Source organism: Formosa haliotis (genome assembly GCF_001685485.1).
Taxonomy (GTDB): domain Bacteria; phylum Bacteroidota; class Bacteroidia; order Flavobacteriales; family Flavobacteriaceae; genus Formosa; species Formosa haliotis.
In genome coordinates this window covers 3,218,972-3,244,592 of record NZ_BDEL01000001.1, presented here as the reverse complement: position 1 = coordinate 3,244,592, position 25,621 = coordinate 3,218,972, and the positions used below count along the sequence as shown (strand labels likewise).

Annotated in this window: 21 protein-coding genes, 1 tRNA gene and 1 pseudogene; 14 read left to right on the top strand and 9 right to left on the bottom strand. The window is 35.4% G+C overall.

Features of this window, described 5'->3' with window-relative positions; all coding sequences use genetic code 11:
• Positions 1-92: 92 nt before the first annotated feature.
• Both A9D35_RS13585 and cysK read left to right on the top strand, forming a co-directional pair.
• On the top strand, positions 93-644 hold the full coding sequence (locus A9D35_RS13585) for a SixA phosphatase family protein (RefSeq protein ID WP_083191710.1): 552 nt from the start codon (positions 93-95) through the stop codon (positions 642-644).
• Between the two features lie 6 nt (positions 645-650).
• Positions 651-1,559: a cysteine synthase A gene (gene cysK / locus A9D35_RS13580; protein ID WP_066223876.1), complete on the top strand. Its 909-nt coding sequence runs from the start codon at positions 651-653 to the stop codon at positions 1,557-1,559.
• 184 nt (positions 1,560-1,743) lie between these two features.
• Here the strand turns inward: cysK and A9D35_RS13575 are convergent.
• From A9D35_RS13575 to A9D35_RS13565, 3 genes are all read right to left on the bottom strand, one after another.
• Positions 1,744-1,825 (bottom strand) — tRNA-Tyr (locus A9D35_RS13575).
• 171 nt (positions 1,826-1,996) lie between these two features.
• Entirely contained in the window at positions 1,997-4,702 is a 2,706-nt protein-coding gene (locus A9D35_RS13570; RefSeq protein WP_066226099.1) for a TonB-dependent receptor, read from the bottom strand.
• Between the two features lie 25 nt (positions 4,703-4,727).
• On the bottom strand, positions 4,728-5,576 hold the full coding sequence (locus A9D35_RS13565; protein WP_083191709.1) for a GLPGLI family protein: 849 nt from the start codon (positions 5,574-5,576) through the stop codon (positions 4,728-4,730).
• A 169-nt stretch (positions 5,577-5,745) separates the two neighbouring features.
• Between A9D35_RS13565 and A9D35_RS13560 the strand changes: the two genes are divergently transcribed.
• Positions 5,746-6,525: a hypothetical protein gene (locus tag A9D35_RS13560; RefSeq protein WP_066223874.1), complete on the top strand. Its 780-nt coding sequence runs from the start codon at positions 5,746-5,748 to the stop codon at positions 6,523-6,525.
• Positions 6,526-6,528: 3 nt separating this feature from the next.
• Entirely contained in the window at positions 6,529-7,143 is a 615-nt protein-coding gene (locus tag A9D35_RS13555) for a deoxynucleoside kinase (RefSeq protein WP_066223871.1), read from the top strand.
• Positions 7,144-7,148: 5 nt separating this feature from the next.
• Here A9D35_RS13555 and A9D35_RS13550 read toward each other — a convergent pair whose 3' ends face one another.
• The 5 genes from A9D35_RS13550 to A9D35_RS13530 all read right to left on the bottom strand — a co-directional run bounded on the left by A9D35_RS13550 (position 7,149) and on the right by A9D35_RS13530 (position 14,934).
• A complete protein-coding gene (locus A9D35_RS13550; protein WP_066223869.1) occupies positions 7,149-8,147 on the bottom strand; it encodes an App1 family protein phosphatidate phosphatase in 999 nt (332 codons plus the stop codon).
• A 133-nt stretch (positions 8,148-8,280) separates the two neighbouring features.
• Entirely contained in the window at positions 8,281-10,620 is a 2,340-nt protein-coding gene (locus A9D35_RS13545) for a sodium-translocating pyrophosphatase (protein ID WP_066223867.1), read from the bottom strand.
• 119 nt (positions 10,621-10,739) lie between these two features.
• On the bottom strand, positions 10,740-11,267 hold the full coding sequence (locus A9D35_RS13540; RefSeq protein ID WP_066223866.1) for an inorganic diphosphatase: 528 nt from the start codon (positions 11,265-11,267) through the stop codon (positions 10,740-10,742).
• A 128-nt stretch (positions 11,268-11,395) separates the two neighbouring features.
• The gene (locus A9D35_RS13535) at positions 11,396-13,888 is read right to left on the bottom strand and encodes a DUF5686 and carboxypeptidase-like regulatory domain-containing protein (RefSeq protein ID WP_066223865.1); all 2,493 of its coding nucleotides are present in this window, start codon (positions 13,886-13,888) and stop codon (positions 11,396-11,398) included.
• A gap of 68 nt (positions 13,889-13,956) precedes the next feature.
• Positions 13,957-14,934, bottom strand: coding sequence for a pyruvate dehydrogenase complex E1 component subunit beta (locus A9D35_RS13530; protein WP_066223862.1), 978 nt, complete (start codon positions 14,932-14,934; stop codon positions 13,957-13,959).
• A 239-nt stretch (positions 14,935-15,173) separates the two neighbouring features.
• On the opposite strand from A9D35_RS13530, the gene A9D35_RS13525 reads away from it, so the two are divergent.
• The 5 genes from A9D35_RS13525 (at position 15,174) to A9D35_RS13505 (ending at position 20,433) form a co-directional block, all read left to right on the top strand.
• Positions 15,174-15,920: an electron transfer flavoprotein subunit beta/FixA family protein gene (locus A9D35_RS13525; protein WP_066223860.1), complete on the top strand. Its 747-nt coding sequence runs from the start codon at positions 15,174-15,176 to the stop codon at positions 15,918-15,920.
• A 55-nt stretch (positions 15,921-15,975) separates the two neighbouring features.
• Positions 15,976-16,938, top strand: coding sequence for an electron transfer flavoprotein subunit alpha/FixB family protein (locus A9D35_RS13520; RefSeq protein WP_066223859.1), 963 nt, complete (start codon positions 15,976-15,978; stop codon positions 16,936-16,938).
• A 169-nt stretch (positions 16,939-17,107) separates the two neighbouring features.
• Positions 17,108-17,728, top strand: coding sequence for a bifunctional nuclease family protein (locus A9D35_RS13515; protein WP_066223857.1), 621 nt, complete (start codon positions 17,108-17,110; stop codon positions 17,726-17,728).
• 17 nt (positions 17,729-17,745) lie between these two features.
• Positions 17,746-19,461 carry a NupC/NupG family nucleoside CNT transporter gene (locus A9D35_RS13510; RefSeq protein ID WP_066223855.1) on the top strand — a complete coding sequence of 572 codons (1,716 nt, stop codon included), beginning with the start codon at positions 17,746-17,748 and terminating at the stop codon, positions 19,459-19,461.
• Between the two features lie 147 nt (positions 19,462-19,608).
• Complete coding sequence (locus A9D35_RS13505) at positions 19,609-20,433, top strand: thymidylate synthase (protein WP_066223853.1); 825 nt, start codon at positions 19,609-19,611, stop codon at positions 20,431-20,433.
• Positions 20,434-20,506: 73 nt separating this feature from the next.
• On the opposite strand, the gene A9D35_RS13500 is transcribed toward A9D35_RS13505, so the two are convergent.
• A complete protein-coding gene (locus tag A9D35_RS13500) occupies positions 20,507-20,803 on the bottom strand; it encodes an isoamylase early set domain-containing protein (RefSeq protein ID WP_066223851.1) in 297 nt (98 codons plus the stop codon).
• Between the two features lie 244 nt (positions 20,804-21,047).
• Here A9D35_RS13500 and A9D35_RS13495 point away from each other — a divergent pair, with 244 nt between their 5' ends.
• The 5 genes and pseudogenes from A9D35_RS13495 (at position 21,048) to lspA (ending at position 25,611) form a co-directional block, all read left to right on the top strand.
• On the top strand, positions 21,048-21,953 hold the full coding sequence (locus A9D35_RS13495; RefSeq protein ID WP_066223849.1) for a dihydrofolate reductase: 906 nt from the start codon (positions 21,048-21,050) through the stop codon (positions 21,951-21,953).
• An 86-nt stretch (positions 21,954-22,039) separates the two neighbouring features.
• Positions 22,040-23,598 (top strand): annotated as a pseudogene (locus A9D35_RS13490) (NAD(P)/FAD-dependent oxidoreductase).
• A gap of 11 nt (positions 23,599-23,609) precedes the next feature.
• Positions 23,610-24,182, top strand: a complete 573-nt coding sequence (locus A9D35_RS13485; protein WP_066223847.1) for a sugar O-acetyltransferase — start codon at positions 23,610-23,612, stop codon at positions 24,180-24,182.
• Between the two features lie 44 nt (positions 24,183-24,226).
• The gene (gene fabD / locus A9D35_RS13480) at positions 24,227-25,123 is read left to right on the top strand and encodes an ACP S-malonyltransferase (protein WP_066223845.1); all 897 of its coding nucleotides are present in this window, start codon (positions 24,227-24,229) and stop codon (positions 25,121-25,123) included.
• The gene (lspA, locus tag A9D35_RS13475; RefSeq protein ID WP_066223842.1) at positions 25,123-25,611 is read left to right on the top strand and encodes a signal peptidase II; all 489 of its coding nucleotides are present in this window, start codon (positions 25,123-25,125) and stop codon (positions 25,609-25,611) included. The genes fabD and lspA overlap by 1 nt, the downstream gene beginning before the upstream one ends.
• Positions 25,612-25,621 lie beyond the last annotated feature (10 nt).

Sequence of the window (25,621 nt, the reverse complement as noted above, 5' to 3'; positions counted from 1 at the left end):
AATCACTAAATTTATAATGCGTAGTTAGAGTAATTTATAACAAGATTTAAGAAATTTCCTATTACGCATTAAACTATAACATTGTCGCTAATATGAAATTACTACTCACGATCTCCTTTTTATTTTTTTCGCTACTTCCTTTTAACCATGAAGGCATTCAACCTAAAAAAAACAGCAGTTTTGCTCAAGCTCCAACGGTGGTCTATTTAGTACGACATGCAGAAAAAGCAAATCTTACCACAGATCCTGAACTTTCAGAATCGGGAAAAGAACGCGCTAAAGCATTAATGAAAATCTTAAAGGCCGCAAACATAAACCATGTTCATAGCACAGATTATATTAGAACGCGTGATACAGCCGAACCAACGGCAAACGCCTTTGGATTAACACCCGAAATTTACGATCCAAGCAACCTTAAGGCCTTAGCCGATAGAATTAGAGAGGAAGGTGGAAATCATGTTATCGTGGGCCACAGCAATACCACTCCTAAAATGGTGGAATTATTAGGTGGCGATCCCGGATCTGCAATAGATGACGCTAGTGAATTCGACAGATTATACATTGTAACTATTTCTGGAAATAACGAGGTACAAACTAAAATACAGACCTACGGAGCAGCTTATACAGAAAACAAAAAACACTAAAAACATATGAAAATTAATAACATTCTAGAAAACATCGGAAACACTCCTGTAGTGCGATTATCTAAATTATTTCCGAATGCCAACGTTTGGATGAAGCTAGAAAAAGAAAATCCGGGAGGAAGCATAAAGGACAGAATTGCATTGGCCATGATTGAAGAGGCGGAAAAAAGAAATATATTAACTCCAGAAACAGAAATTATTGAACCTACCTCTGGTAACACAGGTATTGGTTTAGCCATGGTTGCTGCGGTTAAAAATTACAAGTTAACTCTAGTGATGCCAGAATCTATGTCTGTAGAACGCCGTGCACTTATGGCGGCTTATGGCGCAAATCTTGTTTTAACACCTAAAGAGCAAGGCTTGGGTGGCACGATCGCTAAGGCGAATGAAATGGTTGCCAATAATAAAAATGCATGGATGCCATCTCAATTTACAAACCAAGCAAACCCAGAAATACATCGTAAAACAACAGCTTTAGAAATTATTAAGGACTTCCCTCAAGGGCTAGATTATTTTATAACGGGTGTTGGAACGGGCGGACATATTACGGGTATTGCAGAGGTTTTAAAAGAAAAATATAAGTCCTTAAAAGTTTTTGCTGTAGAGCCTGATGATTCGGCCATCATTTCTGGAGGCGACCCCGGACCGCACCGTTTGCAAGGTATTGGTCCTGGATTTGTTCCAGACGTATTCAATATTAAAATTATTGATGGTGCTATTAGAATTACTACCGAAGAAGCTTTTAATGAAGTTAGAAAAATAGCCAAAACAGAAGGTATTTTGGTTGGTATTTCTACAGGAGCATCCCTAGCCGCGGTTAGGAAACAGTTACAAACTTTAAAAGGCGATGAAACAATCTTAACGATGAATTACGATACAGGCGAACGCTACCTCTCCGTTGATGATTTATTCTAAATCGAAACGCTGTTATAATAATTTCATTCAAAATAGAATGTATTGTTTTGAATGAAATTTATTTCCTCCACCTTATTTAAAAGACTTCTTCTAGAATTTGTACAATAAAAGAATATTAAAGCGAAACTAAGTACAAACTGAAAAGTATAAAAACAAAAAAAGCAAGCTATAAAGCTTGCTTTTGTGGGGAGAGCAGGATTCGAACCTGCGAAGACGTAGTCAGCAGATTTACAGTCTGCCCTCGTTGGCCGCTTGAGTATCTCCCCAAAACCGGATGCAAATATATTATTCTTTTTTAGTGTTTCAAATAAAAATCTATCATTTTTTATTGAATTTATTTTAAGCCCTAAAAATGAGCAATTAAGGTGCTAATAAAATTTTACTTCGCACCTTAATTTTCTCAGATCAATGGTAAAAAACACTAACAATTCTGGTCTTTATAGCGAGTATACGGCTCTTAATGTTACGTATCTCGGCTGAATATAATAGTCTGTAGCACGTACAGAAATATCGCTGGCACTACTCTGGCTCTGCGTTTTGGTATTTAACAAGTTGGTTGCTTTCAATTCAAACTCCCACTTACTGTCTTTATCTTTTCTATACGCCAAAGATGCATTCCAAAACTCGTAACTATTTAAAGTTGCTTCTTCATCTTTAAAATTATTATAAGTATAATCGGTTTTAAACGTTAGGACTTTCCAAATTAAGGCATCAAATTCAACCCTCGGCGAAGAGGTAAAGAATTTTGTTCGGGTTTGGCCTTGGTCGTTATCTTGAATACTATAATTGTAACCTATCTCGAAGTTAGGCGCTTCCCTAAAATTAGAACGTAATTCTAATCCGTAATTCTGAGTGTAATTTTCGTTTACAGATCTATTATTCTGAATAAATTGATTGAATTTCGAATAGTTAAAACGTGCATTTGCAGACGCTCTAAATTTTCCAAATTGACGCTGAAAACGTCCGTTTGCAGATACCGTTTCATCTGCATAAGCCGAGTTAAATGGCGAATTAGAACGAATTACACTCTCGAAATTGGTAATGTTTCTTATTTTATCGATACTCTTATTATAACTTATATTGGCAAATACATTGGTGTAGTTAAACATATTAAAGCTAGAATATGATAACCGCACGGCATGAGAAATGGCATTATCTAAAGCTTCATTTCCATAAAAGAACGAATTGTAATTATTCATTACCAAACCTCTGGCCAATTGGGTAACATCGGTAAACTGCGTTTCCATATTGTAGGTTAAAGTTATGCGCTCACTCTTTTTAAGCTGAAGACGGACATCGACATCAGGTAGAATTTTAAAGAAATTATTAGTATACTTCTCTCCAAACTGCTCGTTATTACTACTATAAGAATGCACAGTAGCACCTGGTGTAAACGTAAATATTCCAGATTTTAAAGTGTAACGCAGCCCGACATACACATCGGTAAAGGCGTATTGTATGTTATTTTCATCAAGGCCATCGTTAATAGTTGGTGTAGGATCGAACGCAGTACCATCATCTAAAACTTGAAAAATATCTGAGTTAAATTTCTGATGACTATAAATAGTTCCTAACGTAACATTTATGTTACTCTTTGCATTTAATACATTAAAGTAATCAACTTTAGCATCAACCTGATTAGATTTTACGCGCTTGTCTTGATTGACATTATAATCTATTTGCTGCTTATCTAATCCTAGCGCATCTGCCGTATTATCGTAAGTATTTTTATCTTCTATAATTGCATTATAAAACGGATCTTCGTCTTGCCATAAATGTTGGGCTTCTATAGCAAAAATGTGTTTTTCACTTAACGTGTAATAATAGTTTAAATTTTGATTGATACTAAACGGACTAGAAGATTCAAATTGCATGGTATTTCCAAGCACAGAAGAATTTTCTAACTGATCTTGAGATTCTTTAGATACCCGCGCCATAACATCATAGTCTAATTGGTTATCGGAGTTTGGCTTATACCCCACACTAAACTTGGCCATGAATAAATCGCTACTTTGCTTCGTTTTACTCTCGGTAATTTCGTCTGGCACCCCTAAATCTGTATTGGTATAAATGATGCTATTATTTTCCTGCATCGTAATTCTATTGCTCGAGAATATTCCAAAACCACTTAAATCTAAGTGTTCATTTGGCGAATAACTAAAATTGGCAGCTCCAAACTTGGTATTTATTTCTTGCGCTCTATTATTTTGAAGCGATAAAAAACCAAGACTATTACTACCTAAATTAATATTGGTTCCGCTACTTCTACTTGGTGCTCTAAATCCGCCCGTAAAATTGAAATAATCACGTCGGGAAAAGGCAATCTCGCCAAGATTATTTAAATCTCCAATTAGGTTTATACTGTATTTCGGGCTGTAGTAAAACAATTTGGGTTGTAAAATATATAAGCCTTCTGTTTCTGCAATTCCAGATCCTGCTTTAATATCTCCAAACCAAAAATTCTTTTTTCCTTCTTTTAATTTAATATTTATCGCAACATTATCTTGGTTGTTTGTTACACTACTTAACTGCCCAACTTCTGCGAAATTTTTTAAAACTTCGACTTTATCTATCGCGTTAGACGGAATATTTTGAGTGGCTAGTTTAGAATCGCCATCAAAAAAATCTTTCCCATCTACCATTACTTTACTCACTACATTGCCTTCTACTTCAATTTGTCCGTCGTCGTTAATCTCTACACCCGGTAACTTTTTAAGGACATCTTCCAACTTTCGTTCGGTACCATTTTTAAAGGAATCTGCATTATAAACAATGGTATCTCCCTTAATAGTTACTGGCATTTCGTAAATTAATTCAACTTCATCTAGCGTATTATCGCTATGCAAAACAAAGGTTTTATATACATTTTTATCTGTAGTTTCTACCTTTAATTGTTCGGTTTTCATTCCAATATAACTTACCTGTAAATTGTAAACAGAATTTTTAGAAACCGATAATTTATATTCACCTTGTGGGTTTGTAATTCCATAAGATTCTAATGCCTGAGTTTCGGTATTTATAGCGATAACATTGGCCAGCTCTAACGGATTGCCAATACTATCTTTAACCACGCCTTCTAATTTTACCTGTGCAAAACCCAAGTTAACAGCTAGAAGCAACAAAACAACTAGTATTTTTTTCATTTTAATTGGTATATGTTCTAAGCTATTATCGTCTACGTCCGCCACCTGGTCCTCGGCCTCCATACATTTCGCGCATTTCCTCCATTTTCTTTTTCACAATCTCGTTGTATTCTTCTTGTGTTACTTCTTTACCTCTTTTAGGTTCCTTAATAACCTCGCCATCTTTAGAATTTAAAACAATTTTAGAGCAAAGTATGGTTGTACGATCGGCATTAATTTCTAAAATTAAACCTGGTAATCCCCAGTATTCTCCTGGCCCTTGATTAATTGGAATTTGTGGTGTATACCATGCCGTTACCAAAATTTGCTTTGGTGTTTCTTCTTTCTCTTCTTTATCGTTATCATCTCCGCCCCGTCCTGGAGGTCTCATAGTTCTAATGTCCGTTGCGCTAACCGTTTTCATGGCTGTGGCTTTAAAACAGGTATATTGTCCAATTTGCTTGGTTTCATTTTCCATCTTCCATTCTAATTTTGGCAAAGAATCTTTAATTAAAAATTGTTTCCCAAAAAACTCTTGATCTATAAGAATCTGGTTGGTTTTAATATTTTTATATTGCGGCCCTGAAGATAAATCCATGCCTCTAAATCCACGTCCGCCAGATGTTGTAGGCGCTTCTAACTTTTCTTCTTCTTTATAAATAGATTCCGAACGATTAAACGTCAATACATATGTTTTTTCTAACATCGATTTCATACGTTCTGCAATTCGTTTTTTTTGTTCTTCGCTCATTTGTCTACCTCCAAAGTCTGGCATATCTGCAGTAGTTTTAGACTCGTAGTAGGCTACGCCCTGAAAATCGGCCTGTGCATAATTATGCAATGAGGTCGCGAAAATGGCAAACACCATAAGTGTTTTAAACATGTGTGATTTCATATTAAATTGAATTAACCAAGGTTATAATATGTTATAAGACTCTTAAAATTTTAAATCGTTTAATCTGGAATTCAATTTTATTGAGATTTATTTTATTGCAGTTTGTTTATTTTAAATTCACCTCAACGAAATTTTGAAAATAATCGGTTGAATTTTGTACTTTTCAAGTATGAAAATTCTTGTATTTGCTTTTTTGTTATCAACCGTATCTATGCATAGCCAATCGATTATTGAAGCCGAGCTTAAATCATCGAAACCGCTAGAGGTAACCACTTTTGTTGATGATGATGGCTTAGAAACCACCTATTATATTAAACAAAATGAATTTTCTAAACAAAACGCAAAACAGACTTTACATTACACCAATTTGCAGTTAGGACCAATTACACGTGTTAACACTTTTAATTCGTTGCGACTGAATTTATTTTACAGTAATTTTAATACGGTAATAATTTTAGATAACCGTTTGGCAGAAATTTTTAAAATCGATTTTAATACCATTACACCATACAGAAATCCATCGCATGTGGCAACAGGATACGACACCACATTATGGATTTTTAACGACAACACCCAACAATTAGAACTTTACGATTATAAAACCAATGCTGTACGAGCGGCATCGACCCCAATAAATAACGATGTTTTAGATATTGTAAGTAATTATAATTGGTGCTGGCTTCTTACTAAAGATTTTCTTTATCAGTTTAACTATGTTGGCTCTATGGTTCAAAAAATTAAAAATGAAGGCTTTACAAAACTCGATGAAAGCAATGAGAATTTAGTGCTTCAAAAAGCAAATGAATTGTTCTATTTAAAAAAAGGAACTTCAAGTTTTTTAAAAATAAAGTTACCCGATTTATTAATAAAACAGTTTTTGCTTACCAACGAAACCTTGTATCTTTACGACTTGAAAACCCTGAATCAATTCCAATTAAAAACACCTTAAGATATGCACGTTGCAATTGCCGGAAATATTGGCGCTGGAAAAACCACGTTAACCAAGTTACTTGCTAAACATTTTAAATGGGAAGCCCAATTAGAGGACGTTGTAGACAATCCATATTTAGATGATTTTTATAACCAGATGGAACGCTGGAGTTTTAATCTTCAAGTTTACTTTTTAAATAGTCGTTTTAGACAAGTTTTACAAATTAGACAAAGCGGAAAAGAGATTGTTCAAGACCGAACAATTTACGAAGACGCCCATATTTTTGCACCTAATTTACACGCCATGGGATTAATGACGAATCGTGATTTTGAAAATTACCGTTCGCTTTTTGATTTGATGGAAGAGCTTGTACAAGGGCCAGACTTGTTAATTTATCTACGCAGCTCGATTCCGAACTTAGTTGGGCAAATTCAAAAACGTGGTCGTGATTACGAAAATTCTATAAGTATAGATTATTTAAGCCGATTAAATGAGCGTTACGAAGCTTGGATTCATGGCTACAACAAAGGGAAACTCTTAATTATTGATGTAGATAACTTAGATTTTGTAGACAATCCTGAAGATTTAGGCTATGTTATTAATAGAATTGATGCCGAAATAAACGGCTTATTCTAATTTTTTTACTGAATAAATCCGCTACGTCTGGCATGATCTATAGCTTCTTTACTTGAATGCACCAATAAAGCCGGTGTGGTTTTATAAGATTCAAAAAGTCCTTTTATGCGCAGCATTTTAGTTTTATGTCCTACACAGCGTAAATAAATAGCAAGAATGCGCTTAGGAAACAACTCTGCAATTTCAATATAAATATCGGCGTCGTGTTCACCGCTATCACCTATTAGAATAAAAGGCAACTCGGGATACATTTTAAGTATATTTATAATTTCTTTCTGTTTTTCAGGCTTCTCACTGCTGCTTTTCTTTCTAAAAATCGTGTTCATACTACGCAGTAAAATAGGACCTTTTGGAAAATTATTCGCTTTCAGAAAAAATTTTAAATACCGATATAAATTCCAAGGGCTATGACTTACATAAAAAATAGGATTAGCATCTTTCCCCGATTTACCTCGGTGTAACTTATGGTAGAATCCAGCAGCACCTTCCAAAGGAATGCGTTTAAAAGCCCCTTTAAAAAAGGTATTTACAAAAACACGCCATTTTAATAATGAGGTTACACCCGTATGCATAATGGTATCGTCTATATCGCTAATAACACCATATTGTGCTGTCTTCGAGGGTATCAAAATTTCGGCAGGAAATCGATTCTGATTTGTTATTTTACGTTTTATATTGACATCGCTATAGGAAGCGACCACTTGTAACCATCCTTCCTTATTTGTTAAGGTATCTAAATCTTCTAAAATTTCTTCAGATTTAAAATAGCCATGTTCATCGGTCCTAACTTTTAAAACCCGATCGTTTGGTAAACGTAAATTTAATTCTACATCCTTTACCTCATCACTTTCAAAACGTTTATACGTGTTTATAAAAAGTTTGAATAATCCTTTTTGTTCCAAATCAATGGTTTCGTCCTCTAACGCTCTACCTCGAAGATAAAAATGAGTACTTGAACCGTAACTTTGAAATGCAATTATTTGTAAGGGATCTTTCTTAAACATCTTTAATACTAATCGTCATATTAAATTTAGTGTAAAAATAGAAGATTAATATCGGATTTAAAGCTATTTATAAATGAAAAACCGCCTGAAACATTAATTTCAGGCGGTTTTGATTAAAACTTTAATTTATTTTTTAATTTGTGTTTTCACGAATAAACTGATCTACTTCACTCCCTTCGTAAACTTTAGTTTCAATATGCTCTTCACCATTTACCACACGAACTGTAGTCACTTCGGCTATTTTATTACCATCATCGTCTACAGTAATAGCAACTTCTTTACGCACTTCTTGAACCATTTCTGTGTTATGATTTAAGGTGTTTTCGTTATAAGCTGTAACAGCATCTGCATCTAAGGCAATACTTGGTGCAATAACTAATGCAACTACAGACATTAATTTTAATAAGATATTTAATGACGGACCAGAAGTATCTTTAAACGGATCTCCCACAGTATCTCCAACAACAGCCGCTTTGTGGGCTTCTGTTCCTTTTTTACCTTCTTCTTCAATCATCTTTTTAGCATTATCCCAAGCACCACCAGCATTCGATTGAAAAATAGCCATTAAAACACCACAAGTTGTAACCCCTGCAAGCAAACCACCTAACATTTCTGCACCTCCAATAAAACCAATTAGTACTGGCACCACGATGGCTAGTAAACCAGGTAATACCATTTCTTTAATAGAAGCTTGGGTCGAAATGGCCACACATTTTTCGTATTCGGCAACACCATCGGCACGGTCAAAAATGGCGCGATCTTCTGGAGAAGCTTTAGTCATATCTGAATCGTATTTTCTCATAATCACAAGCGCATCCTTTAAAGCAGGAATGTCCCTAAACTGACGACGCACTTCTTCTATCATGGCCATGGCTGCACGACCCACCGCATTCATAGACAATGCCGAAAACACAAACGGTAACATACCTCCTACTAAAAGTCCTGCCATTATATCTGGATGAGACACATCGATAGCCGTTACATTTGCGGTTTTCATAAACGCTGCAAAAAGTGCCAAAGCAGTTAAGGCTGCTGAAGCAATAGCAAATCCTTTTCCTATGGCCGCAGTGGTGTTTCCTACCGCATCTAATTTATCTGTACGCTCTCTTACTTCGTGAGGTAATTCGGCCATTTCCGCAATACCACCTGCATTATCCGATATTGGTCCGTATGCATCTACAGCCAATTGAATTCCAGTATTTGCTAACATTCCTACTGCTGCAATTGCAATACCATATAAACCTGCATAATAATGTGAAATGATAATTGCTGCTGCAATTAACAAAATTGGAACTGCAGTAGACATCATTCCCACACCTAAACCAGCTATAATATTTGTTGCTGCACCGGTTTGAGATTGTCTAACAATATCTTTTACAGGTTTTTTACCTGTTCCTGTATAATATTCTGTAACCTTACCAACTAATAATCCCGCAACTAAACCTGCGATGGTTGCCATAAAAACACCCCAAGATCCTTGAGGTAAACCGTCTACTTGCTCTGGGATTAAGGCTTTAATTATAAAATAAGACGCGATAACCATTAAGCCCGCCGAACCAAATTCGCCAATATTTAATGCTGTTTGCGGATTTCCACCATCTTTAACACGAACAAAAAAGGTTCCTATTATAGACATAATAATACCAACAGCAGCCAAAGCTAGAGGCAAATAAACTGCTCCTAAACCATCGAAACCTGGTGTAAATATTAAGGATCCTAAAACCATGGTACCAATAATAGAACCTACAAACGATTCGAATAAATCGGCTCCCATACCTGCAACATCTCCTACGTTATCTCCAACATTATCTGCGATAGTAGCTGGATTTAAAGGATGATCTTCTGGAATTCCAGCTTCAACCTTTCCTACTAAATCGGCTCCTACATCGGCAGCCTTAGTATAAATACCTCCTCCTACACGAGCAAAAAGAGCGATTGAAGATGCCCCTAGAGAAAATCCTGAAAGTACATTTAATACCATAGGAATATTTTCTGCTCCAGGCCACATCCATTGGTACATTATAAATAAAGAACTTAAACCTAAAACTCCTAAACCTACAACGCCTAAGCCCATTACTGCTCCTCCGGCAAAAGCTACTTCTAAAGCTTTACCTAACGATGTTCTAGCTGCTTGGGTTGTCCTTACATTAGCTTTGGTAGCCACACGCATACCTATAAATCCAGCTAAAGCAGAACAGATGGCACCTACAACAAAAGATAAGGCGACCATTCCATTAGATCCGACTTCCGAATTTCCTTTAACAAATAATAATATAGCAACAGCTACAACAAAAATAGAGAGGACTTTGTACTCTGCTTTTAGAAATGACATTGCACCATCTGCAATGTTTTTTGCAATTCTTTTCATTTTTTCGTCTCCAGCGTCTTGTTTAGACACCCAAGTATTTTTAACAAAGACAAAAATTAAAGCAAGAATCCCAAATAGGGGCAAGAAGGTAATTAGATATTCCATATTTTAATACAAATTAGCATTAGTTAATAATTAGTAATGCATTAAAAGTACCAAAATAAAGAATATAAAAAAACCACTTTTATCATATTAAAAGTGGTTTTTTTGTTTATTTGATAAAATTAGATTTTAAAATCTCCTTTTTCTTTGTGTTCACTATCGTTATAACGCTGTACACATTCGTGATAAATTTTAAGAGCAGTTTTAGCATCGCTCCATCCTCCTGTATCAACTTTCTTCTTTTCTAGATCTTTGTAAACCTGAAAAAAGTGTTCAATTTCTTTTAAACGGTGCGGATTTAAATCTGAAATATCTCCTTTATTATTCCAAATAGGATCTGACACAGGCACGCAGATTATTTTTTCATCCGGTCCCTTCTCATCTGTCATATGGAACACACCAATAGGGCGAACTTCCATTACCGTCATTGGGTAAGTTGGCTGATGACCTAAAACTAAAACATCTAGCGGATCCTTATCTAAGGCTAGCGTTTCTGGAATAAAACCATAATCTCCAGGGTACATCATTGAAGAAAACAACATTCTGTCGAATCTAATTTTATGTAATTTAAAATCGTATTCGTATTTATTTCGACTCCCCTTCGGGATTTCTATTAATACATCAAAGGTTTCTTGTCCTAACGGGCTCATATATTAAGTTTTTAGTGGCCATAAAAATAATGAACCCTTTAATTATAGACAACCTAAATTGACATTGATTTTGAAAATAATAATTATAACGTTGTAAATTGATAATTAATCAAAAATAAGGGTAGAATTTAGAAATAAAAACCGAAAGTTCCTGTTACACCAAAATCTCTAGCATCTGGATTTTCTAGATAATTACCTCTAAAATTAAAATCTATTCTAAACACTTTAAAAATATTTCCAATTCCAAAGCTGTATTCGTAATATATTTTGTCGCTAGGTGCGCGATAACTCACGTTAGATGCGTTTAGGGCAATATTGGCATCCGAGATCTCTCCCCAAACTCCTCTTAATCCAATAATCTCTCTTAGATTTAAATCTCTAAGCCAAGGAATTCTAGAAAACAAACGTCCGTTAAAATTATGCTCCATATGTGCAGAAACATAAGTATCGGTAATAAATTCGTAATAATTTAATTGCGAGAAGGTGTTATAAATTGAAAAATAAGCTTGGTTACCCGGCACTACACTTAACAAGCCTAAAGGCACCTCTCCAAAAGTTTTACCGGATTCTACCGTAGTTAGTAACCTACCAAATCCTCCCAATTGCCAAGGTTGTGTATAAGAAAACTGAATTTTCTTATAGTCGAAATCACTATCTAACAAGTTTTTTTCTCCTATACTAAGTTGTGCAAAAAGCGTGGCATAATTATCGTTTGCTCTAGCCCTTTCCACGCCATAGCCCGTCATGCGCCTATTTGGGAAATAAGTAACCGAAAGTGCCGTTTCAAATTGTTTTAATTCGGAAGCCACTTCAGTATAAGTATCGTCTGTATAATAATCTAAGTTAAAGGAAGGTGAAGCCGAACTTAAGGTTCTAAAATCGGCACCCAATCTAAACACTATATTTTTAATAGGTTCTAATTCAAAAGCAAGACTTGTTAGTTCTATGTTTGATAATTTATCGTTAGTTCCTTTTGCAAATAAGGCTGAAGAAGCTAAACTACGACCTAAAACATCTGTCGATGTGGTTAAACTGGCCCCAATTTGTTCTATATCTTTTCTATGTCCTCCAGAAATTATAAATCGGTTTTCTTTATTAAGTAACCATTTTCCAGAAATACCATATTTCATTTTTTCGTCTCTAAACCCATAAGCTAAAAACCCTTCTAATCGCCAGGGATCATTAGGTCCAAAATAGGTTCGCGCTCCACCACGAATTCTAATACCTTCTACTTCATTAAAACCAAAGGTTGAATAAATAGAACCATAGTCTATATTAAGTTTATCCAACTCGATATATCCGGAAGCCAATATGGTTGCGGCACCATAGAGCATTTTAAATTTACTTACGGTTTGTAAAGTGTCTAACATTTTATAGACCCCTTTTTCATCTTTACTTAAGGTTTCCATCCTATTGGCATCCCAAAAGCTATCGTCTCGATTATAGGTATCTTCATTATATTCAAAAACCTCTTCCTTATAAAAATCTTCTTTTCGAGGTTTATCGAACACATAATTATCGTAGAGAGTAGTTCGCTTTCCATAAACTCCGCGTGCTTTTTCTTTCTTTCGAAATGAAAAATCGGACATAAAGTAATCGCGTTTTATAAGAAACACAGAATCGTTTAATACATCAAAATCCTGTTCTATATAAATGTCTTTAACCCAGTTTATATTGGCACTTTTAGAGGCCTGCATATTTATTTTCTTAATGGCGAACGTAGAATCGTTCACCCAAAAATCACCTTTAAAAGTTAACTCGTTTTTTCTTCGTGGATAATAAATAATGTTATAACACCATTTATTGTCTATAAAGGCACTGTCTGCCAAGACATAATTATAGGTATTAATTCCTGTTTTAGAGAGAGGGCTTACAAAACTTTTTTCGAAAAATTTCAAGTAATTATCATACACGTCGTACTGCGAATACAGATCTTTTATAAAGTCTAAAATGAATTGATTATTACTAAACCCAGACATTTTATTTCCTTTTAACTCTTCGCGCTCCTTTTTGTTGACATTATCTCCGTAAACATTACTAGCAGATTCGTTAATAAAAATAGGCAAGTAAGTTTTACCGGTTACGTTAGAAGTATCTACAGATTCAAAAATAAATTCCATGCCTTTAAATATTTTATTCTTTGTTAAGGCACTATCTATAGTATTTAAATCGAATTCTATTTTCTCGTATTTACTGTATTCGTAATGGTCGAACTTTCTTAGTCCGTTGTGGCGTTTATGCTCCCATATTTTTCTCAAAATATCGATCGCAGGATTATTTTTTTTAGGTTGCTTTCCAGAGACAATAACAACTTGATCTAACTGAGAAGCCTCTTCTTTTAAAACAACTTCTAGGTTGTAATTTATTTTTTTAGAAAGCGGGATGTGTTGGGTTTGGTAACCTATAAACGATATAATAAGCTCTTCCCAAGTCTGCTCAGACTCCATATAGAATTTCCCTTCCTCGTTGGTAATTGTACCTTGCGAGGAGCCTTTAAAAACAACATTTGCGTATGCTACGGGGTCGTTATTTTCATCGAACACATAACCACTAACTTTGGTTTGTGCTAGTAGGGATAAATATCCAAAGAGAAAAAATACGAGGCTAAGTTTTAAATTCATAGTTAAAAAAAAACTTCATCAGCAATAAATCATGTTGATGAAGTTTTAAATATGTAGTAAAATGCAGTCTACTTATACATTACCTTTTTTACCGCTTTAACAACATCGTTGCTATTTGGTAACCATTCTGCCAATAATACTGGAGAATATGGTGCAGGAGTATCTGCTGTATTTATTTTAATAATTGGAGCATCAAGATAATCGAAAGCTTGAGATTGTACTAAGTAAGTAATCTCTGTAGCAACGTTACCAAATGGCCACGCTTCTTCTAAAATTACTAAACGGTTAGTTTTTTTAACAGATTTTAAAATCGCCTCACGGTCCATTGGACGCACAGTACGTAAATCTATAATTTCGCAAGAAATCCCTTCTTTCTCTAACTCGTCTGCAGCTTTGTATGCTTCTTTAATAATTTTACCAAAAGACACAATAGTAACATCTGTACCTTCACGTTTAATATCGGCAACACCAATTGGAACAACATATTCTCCTTCTGGCACCTCTCCTTTATCACCGTACATTTGCTCACTTTCCATAAAAATTACTGGATCGTCATCACGAATAGCAGCTTTTAAAAGACCTTTTGCATCGTACACATTAGAAGGTACAATTACTTTTAATCCTGGTGTGTTAGCGAACCAACTTTCGAATGCTTGCGAGTGTGTAGCACCTAACTGACCAGCTGAAGCCGTAGGACCTCTAAATACGATTGGACATTTAAATTGTCCACCAGACATTTGTCTAATTTTCGCAGCATTATTTATAATTTGATCAATTCCTACTAATGAAAAGTTGAAGGTCATATACTCTACAATTGGCCTATTGCCAGTCATAGTAGAACCTACAGCTATACCTGCAAAACCTAATTCTGCAATAGGTGTATCAATAACACGCTTTGCACCAAACTCGTCTAACATTCCTTTTGATGCTTTGTACGCACCATTGTATTCAGCAACTTCTTCACCCATTAAATAAATGCTCTCATCTCTGCGCATTTCTTCACTCATGGCTTCACAAATCGCTTCTCTGAATTGAATTGTTCTCATGTATCATATTTTATAAGAGCACAAAAATAACAATAAAATGGAAAACTTTCGACAAAAGAATTCTTATTAATTCATTAAATCTTAAAGTAAAATCGTAAAAGCAAGAAATAAAAGCATACAAATTGTCGATTTAGCTACATTTAAATCACAATTTTACTATGCATGCATAGTAAAATTAAAATAAATTTCTATAACTTCGTAACCAAGATAAATCGATACTTATTTAACAAACAAATATTATGAAAATTTTAGTGTGTATTAGTCACGTTCCAGACACGACTTCAAAAATCAATTTTTCTGAAGGCGATACTAAATTTGATACTAACGGTGTTCAATTTATAATTAACCCAAACGACGAATATGGGCTAACCCGTGCCATGTGGTTTAAAGAAAAACAAGGTGCCACCGTAGATGTTGTAAATGTTGGTGGGCCAGAAACCGAGCCTACTTTACGTAAGGCTTTAGCTCTTGGAGCAGATGGAGCTATTCGAGTTAACACGCCTGCCGTAGATGGTTATGCTGTTGCAGAGCAATTAGCAAAAGTTTTTACAGATGGTAGCTACGATTTAGTTATTGCTGGTAGAGAATCTATCGATTATAACGGTGGTATGGTACCAGGCATGCTTGCCGGATTAACAGATGCAAACTTTATAAATACATGTATTAGCTTAGAAATAGATGGTACGAATGTAAAAGCTATTCGTGAAATTGATGGTGGTAAAGAAACAGTTAGCACCACCTTACCTTTAGTTATAGGAGCACAAAAAGGATTGGTAGAAGAGAGTGACTTACGTATCCCGAATATGCGTGGAATTATGATGGCTCGTAAAAAACCTTTAACAGTTTTAGAACCTGTTGAAGCTTCTCAAGAAACAGAGTCTGTTAAGTTTGAAAAACCAACACCTAAAGGAGCCGTAACCTTAGTGTCTCCAGATAATTTAGATGAATTGGTTAATTTACTTCACAACGAAGCGAAAGTCATTTAATCTCATTTCAATACCACAATCATTTTTCTATTGAAATTTAAAACCAAAAAACATTATGTCAGTTTTAGTATATACAGAATCAGAACAAGGTAAATATAAAAAAGTTGCTTTCGAAGTTGCTTCTTACGCCCGAGCTGTTGCAGACCAATTAGGAACAACAGTAACAGCAATTTCAATTAATGCTGAAGACCCTTCGGTTTTAGGAACTTATGGAGTAACCAAAGTATTACATGTAAAAGACGCTAAATTAGATACGTTCAATGCGAAAACCTATGCCGATGTTATTAAGCAGGCAGCAGAACAAGAAGCCTCTAAAGTCGTTGTTGTTAGCTCTACTGCAGACAGCAAGTATTTAGCACCTTTACTAGCTATTGGCTTAAAAGCCGGATATGCATCAAACGTGGTAGCAGCGCCTACTAGCGTATCACCATTTACCGTAAAACGTACAGCATTTACAAATAAAGCGTTCAATTTAACGCGTATTAGTACCGATGTAAAATTAGTTGGACTTTCTAAAAATTCTGTTGGTTTAAAAGAGAATGCAACCACAGCAGAGGTCACCGATTTCTCACCTTCAATTCCAGAAAACGGAGTACATGTAGAAGCTGTAGATAAAGCCACAAATACGGTTACTATTGCCGATGCAGAAATTGTAGTTTCTGGCGGACGTGGATTAAAAGGACCAGAAAATTGGGGTATGATTGAGGAATTAGCCGACGTTTTAGATGCGGCCACAGCATGTTCTAAACCTGTGTCAGATTTAGGTTGGAGACCACACGGAGAGCATGTTGGACAAACAGGAAAACCTGTGGCAGCCAACTTATATATTGCCATCGGTATTTCTGGAGCCATTCAACATTTAGCAGGTATAAACGCCTCTAAAGTAAAGTTAGTCATCAATACCGATCCTGAAGCACCTTTCTTTAAAGCTGCAGATTATGGTGTAGTAGGAGATGCTTTTGAGGTTGTTCCTGCATTAACAGAAAAATTAAAAGCATTTAAAGCGCAAAACGCTTAATTTTTATTAACTTGTAGTTATAAAAAAGACTGTTTAAACGACTCCTCCCCTTCAAATTTGAATTAAAATTTTAAGGAGTTTACCTATTTTAAGTTTTAGTTTTTTTGACAAAAACTTAAAATAGGTTTGGTAAAGTCCTAATTTAAACGGTCTTTTGTGTTTTTAAATTATGAGTTTAGTTAGACTTAATATAAAGGGAATTTCTTATAGCCAAACCCAAAATGGCGCATATGCTTTAATACTCAACGAAGTAGATGGCGATCGAAAGTTACCAATTGTTATTGGAGCTTTCGAAGCACAATCTATTGCCATAGCTTTAGAGAAAGAAATTAGACCCCCACGACCGTTAACCCACGATTTATTCAAAAATTTTTCTGATAGATTTGATATCACCGTAAAACAAGTTATTATTCATAAACTGGTAGATGGTGTATTTTATTCTAGCCTAATATGTGAACGCGATAAAATCGAAGAGATTATTGATGCGAGAACAAGCGATGCTATTGCTTTAGCCCTACGTTTTCAAGCACCAATATTTACCTATAAAAACATATTAGATAAGGCTGGAATTTATTTAAAAGTGAATCCAGAAAAAGAGAACGAAAACGAAACAACACAACCAGACGTGTTAGTAGAAGATTTAGTTGCGGAAGAATTGGAATCGACACCAAGTCAAGATGACTATAAAGGAAAAACTTTAGATGAATTGAATACCATGCTTGCCGAAGCGGTCTCGAATGAAGATTACGAAAAAGCTGCAAAAATTCGAGATGAAATTTCGAAACGTTAAAAGCCCTCTCTAAAAGTATGAAACACCTTTTATTTGCCTTTACATTTATTTTCTCCTGTTTGTTCACGACTGTGCATGCACAAAGCATAGAAAAATTATGGCAACTAGACCAGGTGCAAACCAAAATAGAGGATTCTACATTAACAGCAAATAAAACCATAGCAACAATACACCTTGAAAACGGGGAATTTGATATTGCTTTTAAAGATACCAACAGCACAAATGCCTCTGGAGATTATATGCTTCAGAATAATTTGTTGGTTTTTTATTACAATACACCTTCCGACAGAATTCAGCATTATAAAATTTCTGAACTTACAGATTCTACCTTGGTTTTTTCTGAAAAACAGAACGTTTATAAATTTACAACACCACTATCTGTTTCCCCGAGCACCATTGCAACAGCTCAAGAAGATACTATAATACCCAGTCAAGGATTTTCTACCGGAAGTCTGCTTCGTGGACTTTTAGGGATGCTTGTTCTACTTTTAATTTGTTACCTGTTAAGTCATAATAGAAAGGCTATCAACTGGAAAACTATTGGTGCTGGACTTAGTGCTCAAATTATATTAGCTTTTGGTGTTTTAAAGATTGAATTTGTTCAAGATACTTTTGAATTTGTTGGAAAAATATTTGTAAAAATCCTAGAATTCACCCAAGCAGGAAGTCAGTTTCTATTGGGCGGTATGATGGATGTAGACAGTTTCGGATTCATTTTTGTATTTCAAATTCTACCAACTATTATATTCTTTTCGGCTCTAACCTCGGTATTGTTTTACCTGGGTGTTATACAAATTGTAGTAAAAGGATTAGCTTGGATTTTAACTAAACTTCTAGGCATTTCTGGTGCAGAAAGTTTAAGTGTGGCTGGAAACATTTTTCTTGGTCAAACAGAAGCACCTTTAATGATTAAAGCCTATCTAGAGCGCATGACTAAGTCTGAAATATTGCTTGTTATGGTCGGAGGTATGGCCACTGTGGCTGGAGGTGTTTTAGCGGCATATATTGGGTTTTTAGGTGGTGAAGACCAAGCCTTAAAAATATTTTACGCCAAGCATTTATTAACAGCCTCTGTAATGGCCGCACCGGGAGCGATTGTTATTTCAAAAATGCTCTATCCACAACAAGAAGAAATTAGTACAGAAGTAGAAGTTTCTCAAGAAAATATTGGGTCGAACATATTAGATGCCATAGCCAATGGTACAACCGAAGGTTTAAAATTAGCCGCGAATGTTGGTGCTATGTTATTAGTATTTGTGGCCTTTATTGCCATGATAAATTATGGTTTTGGTAAGCTAGGAACCATAGGCGGATTAAACGCTTGGATTGCTCAAAACACACCATACACAGCCTTTTCGCTAGAATTTATTCTAGGATATATCTTTTCGCCATTAATGTGGGTTATAGGTGTTGCAAAACAAGATATGGCGCTTATGGGGCAATTATTAGGAATTAAACTCGCGGCTAGTGAATTTGTTGGTTATATACAATTAGCCGAATTAAAAAACATTGCCAACCCTATACATTTTAAATTTGAAAAATCAATTATTATGGCCACGTATATGCTGTGTGGTTTTGCGAACTTTGCATCTATCGGAATTCAAATTGGTGGTATAGGATCTTTAGCTCCAGGACAAAGAAAAGTGCTTTCAGAATTTGGAATGCGTGCTTTAATTGGGGGAACTATTGCCTCTTTATTATCTGCCACCATAGCAGGTATGATTATTGGATAATAGTAATTACGCTACCTACATTTCTCTAAACCAGAAACTATTTAGATTTTAGATCTATATTAGGCCCTTTTACCTCTACTTTTTTTTTACTTTTGCGCTACTTAACTTTTAAAGTTTCTTCCAAATGGGAAGACAGAAGATGGACTTATGAAACAATATTTAGATCTTATAAACCACGTTTTAGAAAACGGTAATGAAAAAGGAGATCGTACAGGAACCGGAACAAAAAGTGTTTTTGGCTATCAAATGCGATTCGATTTAAGTGAAGGGTTTCCTATGGTTACAACAAAGAAACTTCATTTAAAATCTATTATTTATGAATTACTTTGGTTTTTAAAAGGCGATACAAATATCGATTATTTAACAGAACACGGCGTTAAAATCTGGAACGAATGGGCCGATGAGAATGGCGATTTAGGTCCTGTTTATGGGCACCAATGGCGTAATTGGAATAATGACGAAATAGATCAAATAAAAGAAATTGTTGAAACCTTAAAAACCAATCCAAACAGCAGACGCATGTTGGTTTCGGCATGGAATCCTTCAGTTTTACCAGACACTTCAAAATCGTTCAGCGAAAATGTGGCCAACGGAAAAGCAGCGCTTCCTCCGTGCCATGCCTTTTTTCAATTTTATGTAGCCGATGGCAAATTATCTTGCCAGTTGTACCAACGTAGTGCAGATATCTTTCTTGGTGTCCCTTTTAATATTGCATCGTATGCCCTATTTACCATGATGATGGCACAAGTTTGTGGTTACCAAGCAGGAGAATTTATTCACACTTTTGGTGACGCACATATATACAGCAATCATTTCGACCAGGTGAAATTACAATTAAGTAGAACACCTAGACCGCTGCCAAAAATGGTAATAAACCCAGAAGTTAAAGACATCTTCGATTTCAAGTTCGAAGATTTTACTTTAGTCGATTATAATCCACATCCACACATAAAAGGTGCGGTTGCGATATAAAGAAAAAGGCATTTCTAAAAAATAGAAATGCCTTTTTTATTGTATTCAATTAAATATTAATATCTAATTGCGATTATAAATTTAACACACTATTCTCTGCTCCTGCATAATCATTCCATACCTGTCCATCTGCTTCTTCTTCATTCTGAAAAGCACCATCAACCACATATCTAAATTCGTATGATTTATCGGACTCTAAATTTACAGTTCCTTTAAATACACCACTTTTTAGTTTCTTTAATGGAGTTGCTTTAGCATCCCACTCATTAAAACATCCAACAACAGTTACTTCTTCTGCTGCTTCTGCTGGCACAGCAAAAGTTACTTTACAAACAGGTTTACTTTTTAAATATTGTTTTGAAATTGCCATAAAATTTATTTTTTATCTATACAAAAATACTAAACAAATTCTAACCAACATACGAATAATAGTCTCTAATACAAAGAATTATGATTTCCTTAAAAAAAAATTAATATATACATAATGTTTTAAAATAAATTGCTGTTTTATAATATAATTGGTAAACAAGATTCCTTCATTTTGATTTCATTTTATAAAAGTTTCAAAAATTAAAGTTTATATAGTACTTTTACTTAACTAACACTTTCAACCTATGTTCGGCAATAAAAAAAATAAACCTCAGATAGATAAGGAGCAACTAGAGCTTATTAAACATGCTCAAAAACGCATTCAACAAAAAAAAGGTTTATACACACATTTTATCTTATTCCTAATTGGATCTGTAGCTATTATTGTCGCTAATTTAGGACTTCATATTGGAGAATCTTTTAGACCTTTAAATGTAGATTGGTTTGTACCTGTAGTTGGCTTTTGGTTCTTAATTTTACTTTACCATGCTTTTAATGTATTTGTAATTCACCGGTTTATGGGCTCTAGTTGGCAACAAGAGCAATTGGACAAATTGGTTGCTAAACAAAGAGAAGGCATTGCCAAGTTAGAAAAAACCTTACCTAATCTAGAACCAGAAACTCCTGTTGTTCTAGATGAAAAAAAAAAACTGAGTAGAAAGCAAAATCTTACGCTTATTGTCGCCGCGGCCGAGAACAATGCCATAGGAAAAGACAACCAGCTAATATGGCATTTAAGCGACGATTTAAAACGCTTCAAATCGTTAACTTCAGGGCATTGTATTATTATGGGGAGAAAAACCTTCGAGAGTTTCCCTAAACCATTACCTAACCGTACCCACATAGTTATAACCTACCAAGAGAATTACAAAGCACCGCTAGGTGTGGTTGTGGTTCATAATTTTCAAGATGCCTTAGATGCCGCTAAAGAAGATTATAATCCGTATGTTATTGGTGGGGGCGAAATTTACAAACAGGCACTACCTTTTGCTAACAAAATAGAATTAACCCGTGTTCACGATACTTTTGATGCAGATACCTTCTTCCCTGAAATAGACAAATCTGTTTGGGAAGAAACCTACCATAAATTTCATTCAAAAGATGAGAGTAACGATCATGAGTTTTCGTTTATAACCTACGAACGCATTTAAGACGCTTTTTAAAGCGTCGTATTTAAAATACGTGATATTGTATACTTTGCGAGTTTTATCATTTCAAATTTCATTAAATTTGCAGCATGATAAAAGAGATTCAGCTGCGTATTTCCCTTCATGATGAAGCAAAATATAAAGACAGTTTATTGCGTAAGGCCGCAAGAACTTTAGATATTCCCAAAGAACATATTACAGGAGTTAAAGTGCTTCGAAAATCTATCGATGCCCGCAAACCTGCCATATTTTTTAATTATAAAGTGGCTGTCTACATCAAGGAAAATCTTCCAGAGCAATCTACTTACACCTTCAACTATACAGATGTTTCAAAAGCTAAACCTATTCATATTATCGGTTTTGGTCCGGCGGGAATGTACGCTGCTTTACGTTGTATAGAACTTGGCTTTAAACCCATAGTTTTAGAGCGCGGAAAAAATGTACAAGACAGACGCCGCGATTTAAGAGCCATAAATCAGGAGCATTTTGTAAACGAAGATTCTAATTATTGCTTCGGAGAAGGTGGAGCCGGAACCTATTCTGATGGAAAGTTATATACTCGAAGTTTAAAGCGTGGAGATGTTCGCCGTATTTTCGAAAACTTGGTGTATCATGGTGCAACCGATCAAATTTTAGTCGATGCGCATCCGCATATCGGCACCAACAAACTGCCCAAAGTAGTTCAGAATATTCGTGAAACCATTTTAAAATACGGTGGCGAAGTTCATTTTGAAACTAGAGTTACAGACTTTACCGTATCTGATAATAAAATTACAGCCATACAATTACGAAATAGCGATGAATTACCCGCAAACCGTGTTATACTTGCCACGGGTCACTCCGCTCGAGACATCTTTTATTTACTCGATAAAAGAAAGTTGCCATCGAAGCTAAGTCATTTGCCATGGGAGTTCGTGTAGAACATCCACAACATATTATCGACGCTATTCAATATCACTGTAGTGGCGATCGCAATGAATTATTACCTCCTGCCGCATACAGTTTAGTACAGCAAGTTAATAATCGTGGTGTGTACTCTTTTTGCATGTGCCCTGGCGGATTTATTGTTCCAGCAGCCACCGCAAATGGCGAAGTTGTAGTAAACGGGATGTCCCCGTCGAAACGAAATAACGATTATGCAAATTCTGGGATTGTTGTAGAAATAAATGCCGATAAAGATTTATATAAATACGAACATTTTGGAGCACTTAAAGCTTTAGAATATCAAAAAGATTTAGAGCGCTTAGCTTTTAACGCTGGCGGCAAAAGTCAAGTTGCTCCCGCTCAACGTTTAACCGATTTTGTAGAAGGTAGGTTATCTACAGATTTAAACCCTACGTCTTATCAACCGGGAATAAAAAGCGTACCCCTACACTCGCTTTTACCTAAATTAATAGGAAAAAGTTTGCGCCGCGGATTTGAATCGTTCGGACAAAAAATGAAAGGCTATTATACGTCTGAAGCAAATGTTATAGGCGTAGAATCTAGAACCTCATCTCCAGTTAGTATTCCAAGAAACGAAAAACTAGAACACCCACAAATTGAAGGTTTATATCCTTGTGGTGAAGGTGGTGGTTATGCCGGAGGAATTATCTCGGCTGCCATGGACGGCGAACGCTGTGCTGAGGCAGCAAGTGTAGGACTATAAAAAAACAACACATGACTGAAAAAGAAAAAATGTTGGCTGGTGAAATGTACTCACCTTCAGATCCAGAATTAACCAAAGAGCGACATAATGCACGTTTACTTTTTCAAAAAGCCAATAGTTTATCAGACGATTTTAAAAAGGAGCGCGATGCTTTATATACGAAGCTGTTAAATTCTGGCGATAATTTATGGATAGAACCTCCTTTTCATTGCGATTATGGCTCCAGTATTAAAGTTGGCCATAATGTTTTTATGAATTTCAATTGTTGCATATTAGACATCGCACCAGTAACCATTGGAAATCATGTTATGTTTGGCCCACATGTTCAAGTGTATTCGGCTACACACCCATTAGAAGCCAAAGCTAGAAATAGCGGAAAAGAATATGGCAAACCTGTCACTATTGGTAATAATGTATGGGTTGGCGGACATAGTACTATTTGCCCTGGAGTTACTTTAGGCAATAATGTAGTAGTTGGTGCCGGCTCTGTAGTTACTAAAAGTTTTCCAGATGATGTTGTAATTGCTGGTAATCCTGCACGCATTATTAAAACGATTGATAACAGTGAAGAAACCACCATTTAAATTCTTATTTTTATTCTTATTTTTGAACCATTAAATTTACAACTATGAACGCATATATATTTCCAGGTCAAGGCGCACAATTCTCAGGAATGGGTTTAGACCTTTATGAAAAATCTACCGAGGCTCAAGCCTTATTTGAACAAGCTAATGAAATTTTAGGATTTCATATTACAGATATTATGTTTGAAGGTACTGCAGAAGACCTAAAACAAACAAAAGTAACACAGCCTGCTATATTTTTACACTCCGTGATATTAGCTAAAACGCTAGGAGACCAATTTAAACCAGAAATGGTAGCCGGGCATTCGTTAGGAGAATTTTCTGCCTTAGTCGCTGCGGGAGCTTTAACCTTTAAAGACGGATTAAAATTAGTATCGCAACGTGCGCTAGCTATGCAAAAAGCTTGCGAATTAACGCCAAGTACTATGGCTGCAGTTTTAGGACTAGAAGATAAGGTTGTGGAAGACATTTGTGCGTCTATAGACGGTGTAGTAGTTGCTGCAAATTACAACTACCCTGGACAATTAGTTATTTCTGGAGAAACTGAAGCTGTAGAAAAGGCTTGTGAAGCTTTAAAAACTGCTGGAGCAAGACGTGCTTTAGTATTGCCCGTTGGAGGTGCATTCCACTCACCAATGATGGAACCTGCGCGAGAAGAACTAGCTACTGCCATAAAAAACACAACATTTAGCAAACCTAAATGCCCAATATACCAAAACGTAACCGCTACCGCTGTAACAGATGAAAATGAAATTAAAGAGAATTTAATTTCTCAACTAACCGCTCCTGTACGTTGGACACAAACCATTCAAAATATGATTGCAGATGGGGCAACACATTTTACAGAAGTTGGTCCTGGTAAAGTATTACAAGGTTTGGTTAAAAAGATCGATAAAACTGCCGAGACAGATTCTGCAATTTTAGAAGCGAAAGAAGCCTAATGAAAATACAAAGAACAGCTGGTATTCTTGGATTAATCGTTTTAAACATTGCACTCGATCAAATTTCAAAATTTATTGTTCGTGCCAATGTTACGCCACATAAAGTTACCGAATTAATAGGCGATAAATTTATCTTGACTAATGTGGAAAATTCTGGAGCATTTTTAAGCTTAGGAAGCAATTTAAATCCAACATTAAAAAGCTTATTCCTACTCATATTACCGGTTGCCGTATTGGGCTATGTCACCTATTATGTTTTAAAAAACAAAACGCTAGATAAGCTATCTGTAATAGGATTTTCATGCATTATAGGAGGTGGAATAGCAAATGTATACGATCGTATTATGTATGGATCTGTAACCGATTTTCTTCATATCGATCTTGGAGGAATCTTTAAAACTGGTGTTTTTAATGTCGCCGATATGTCGGTTATGCTAGGAATGGGACTGCTCCTATTTTCTAATTTCAAGACCAAGAAAAAAGCATAACAATCTGAAT

What these genes read in the sequence shown, in the direction of transcription:
- A9D35_RS13505 (WP_066223853.1), top strand. Translation starts at nt 19,609, where the DNA reads ATGAAACAATATTTAGATCTTATAAACCACGTTTTAGAAAACGGTAAT.
- A9D35_RS13585 (WP_083191710.1), top strand. Translation starts at nt 93, where the DNA reads ATGAAATTACTACTCACGATCTCCTTTTTATTTTTTTCGCTACTTCCT.
- A9D35_RS13500 (WP_066223851.1), bottom strand. Translation starts at nt 20,803, where the DNA reads ATGGCAATTTCAAAACAATATTTAAAAAGTAAACCTGTTTGTAAAGTA.
- A9D35_RS13555 (WP_066223871.1), top strand. Translation starts at nt 6,529, where the DNA reads ATGCACGTTGCAATTGCCGGAAATATTGGCGCTGGAAAAACCACGTTA.
- A9D35_RS13570 (WP_066226099.1), bottom strand. Translation starts at nt 4,702, where the DNA reads ATGAAAAAAATACTAGTTGTTTTGTTGCTTCTAGCTGTTAACTTGGGT.
- A9D35_RS13485 (WP_066223847.1), top strand. Translation starts at nt 23,610, where the DNA reads ATGACTGAAAAAGAAAAAATGTTGGCTGGTGAAATGTACTCACCTTCA.
- A9D35_RS13565 (WP_083191709.1), bottom strand. Translation starts at nt 5,576, where the DNA reads ATGAAATCACACATGTTTAAAACACTTATGGTGTTTGCCATTTTCGCG.
- A9D35_RS13560 (WP_066223874.1), top strand. Translation starts at nt 5,746, where the DNA reads ATGAAAATTCTTGTATTTGCTTTTTTGTTATCAACCGTATCTATGCAT.
- A9D35_RS13545 (WP_066223867.1), bottom strand. Translation starts at nt 10,620, where the DNA reads ATGGAATATCTAATTACCTTCTTGCCCCTATTTGGGATTCTTGCTTTA.
- A9D35_RS13550 (WP_066223869.1), bottom strand. Translation starts at nt 8,147, where the DNA reads ATGTTTAAGAAAGATCCCTTACAAATAATTGCATTTCAAAGTTACGGT.
- A9D35_RS13530 (WP_066223862.1), bottom strand. Translation starts at nt 14,934, where the DNA reads ATGAGAACAATTCAATTCAGAGAAGCGATTTGTGAAGCCATGAGTGAA.
- A9D35_RS13535 (WP_066223865.1), bottom strand. Translation starts at nt 13,888, where the DNA reads ATGAATTTAAAACTTAGCCTCGTATTTTTTCTCTTTGGATATTTATCC.
- A9D35_RS13515 (WP_066223857.1), top strand. Translation starts at nt 17,108, where the DNA reads ATGAGTTTAGTTAGACTTAATATAAAGGGAATTTCTTATAGCCAAACC.
- cysK (WP_066223876.1), top strand. Translation starts at nt 651, where the DNA reads ATGAAAATTAATAACATTCTAGAAAACATCGGAAACACTCCTGTAGTG.
- A9D35_RS13525 (WP_066223860.1), top strand. Translation starts at nt 15,174, where the DNA reads ATGAAAATTTTAGTGTGTATTAGTCACGTTCCAGACACGACTTCAAAA.
- A9D35_RS13510 (WP_066223855.1), top strand. Translation starts at nt 17,746, where the DNA reads ATGAAACACCTTTTATTTGCCTTTACATTTATTTTCTCCTGTTTGTTC.
- lspA (WP_066223842.1), top strand. Translation starts at nt 25,123, where the DNA reads ATGAAAATACAAAGAACAGCTGGTATTCTTGGATTAATCGTTTTAAAC.
- A9D35_RS13520 (WP_066223859.1), top strand. Translation starts at nt 15,976, where the DNA reads ATGTCAGTTTTAGTATATACAGAATCAGAACAAGGTAAATATAAAAAA.
- fabD (WP_066223845.1), top strand. Translation starts at nt 24,227, where the DNA reads ATGAACGCATATATATTTCCAGGTCAAGGCGCACAATTCTCAGGAATG.
- A9D35_RS13540 (WP_066223866.1), bottom strand. Translation starts at nt 11,267, where the DNA reads ATGAGCCCGTTAGGACAAGAAACCTTTGATGTATTAATAGAAATCCCG.
- A9D35_RS13495 (WP_066223849.1), top strand. Translation starts at nt 21,048, where the DNA reads ATGTTCGGCAATAAAAAAAATAAACCTCAGATAGATAAGGAGCAACTA.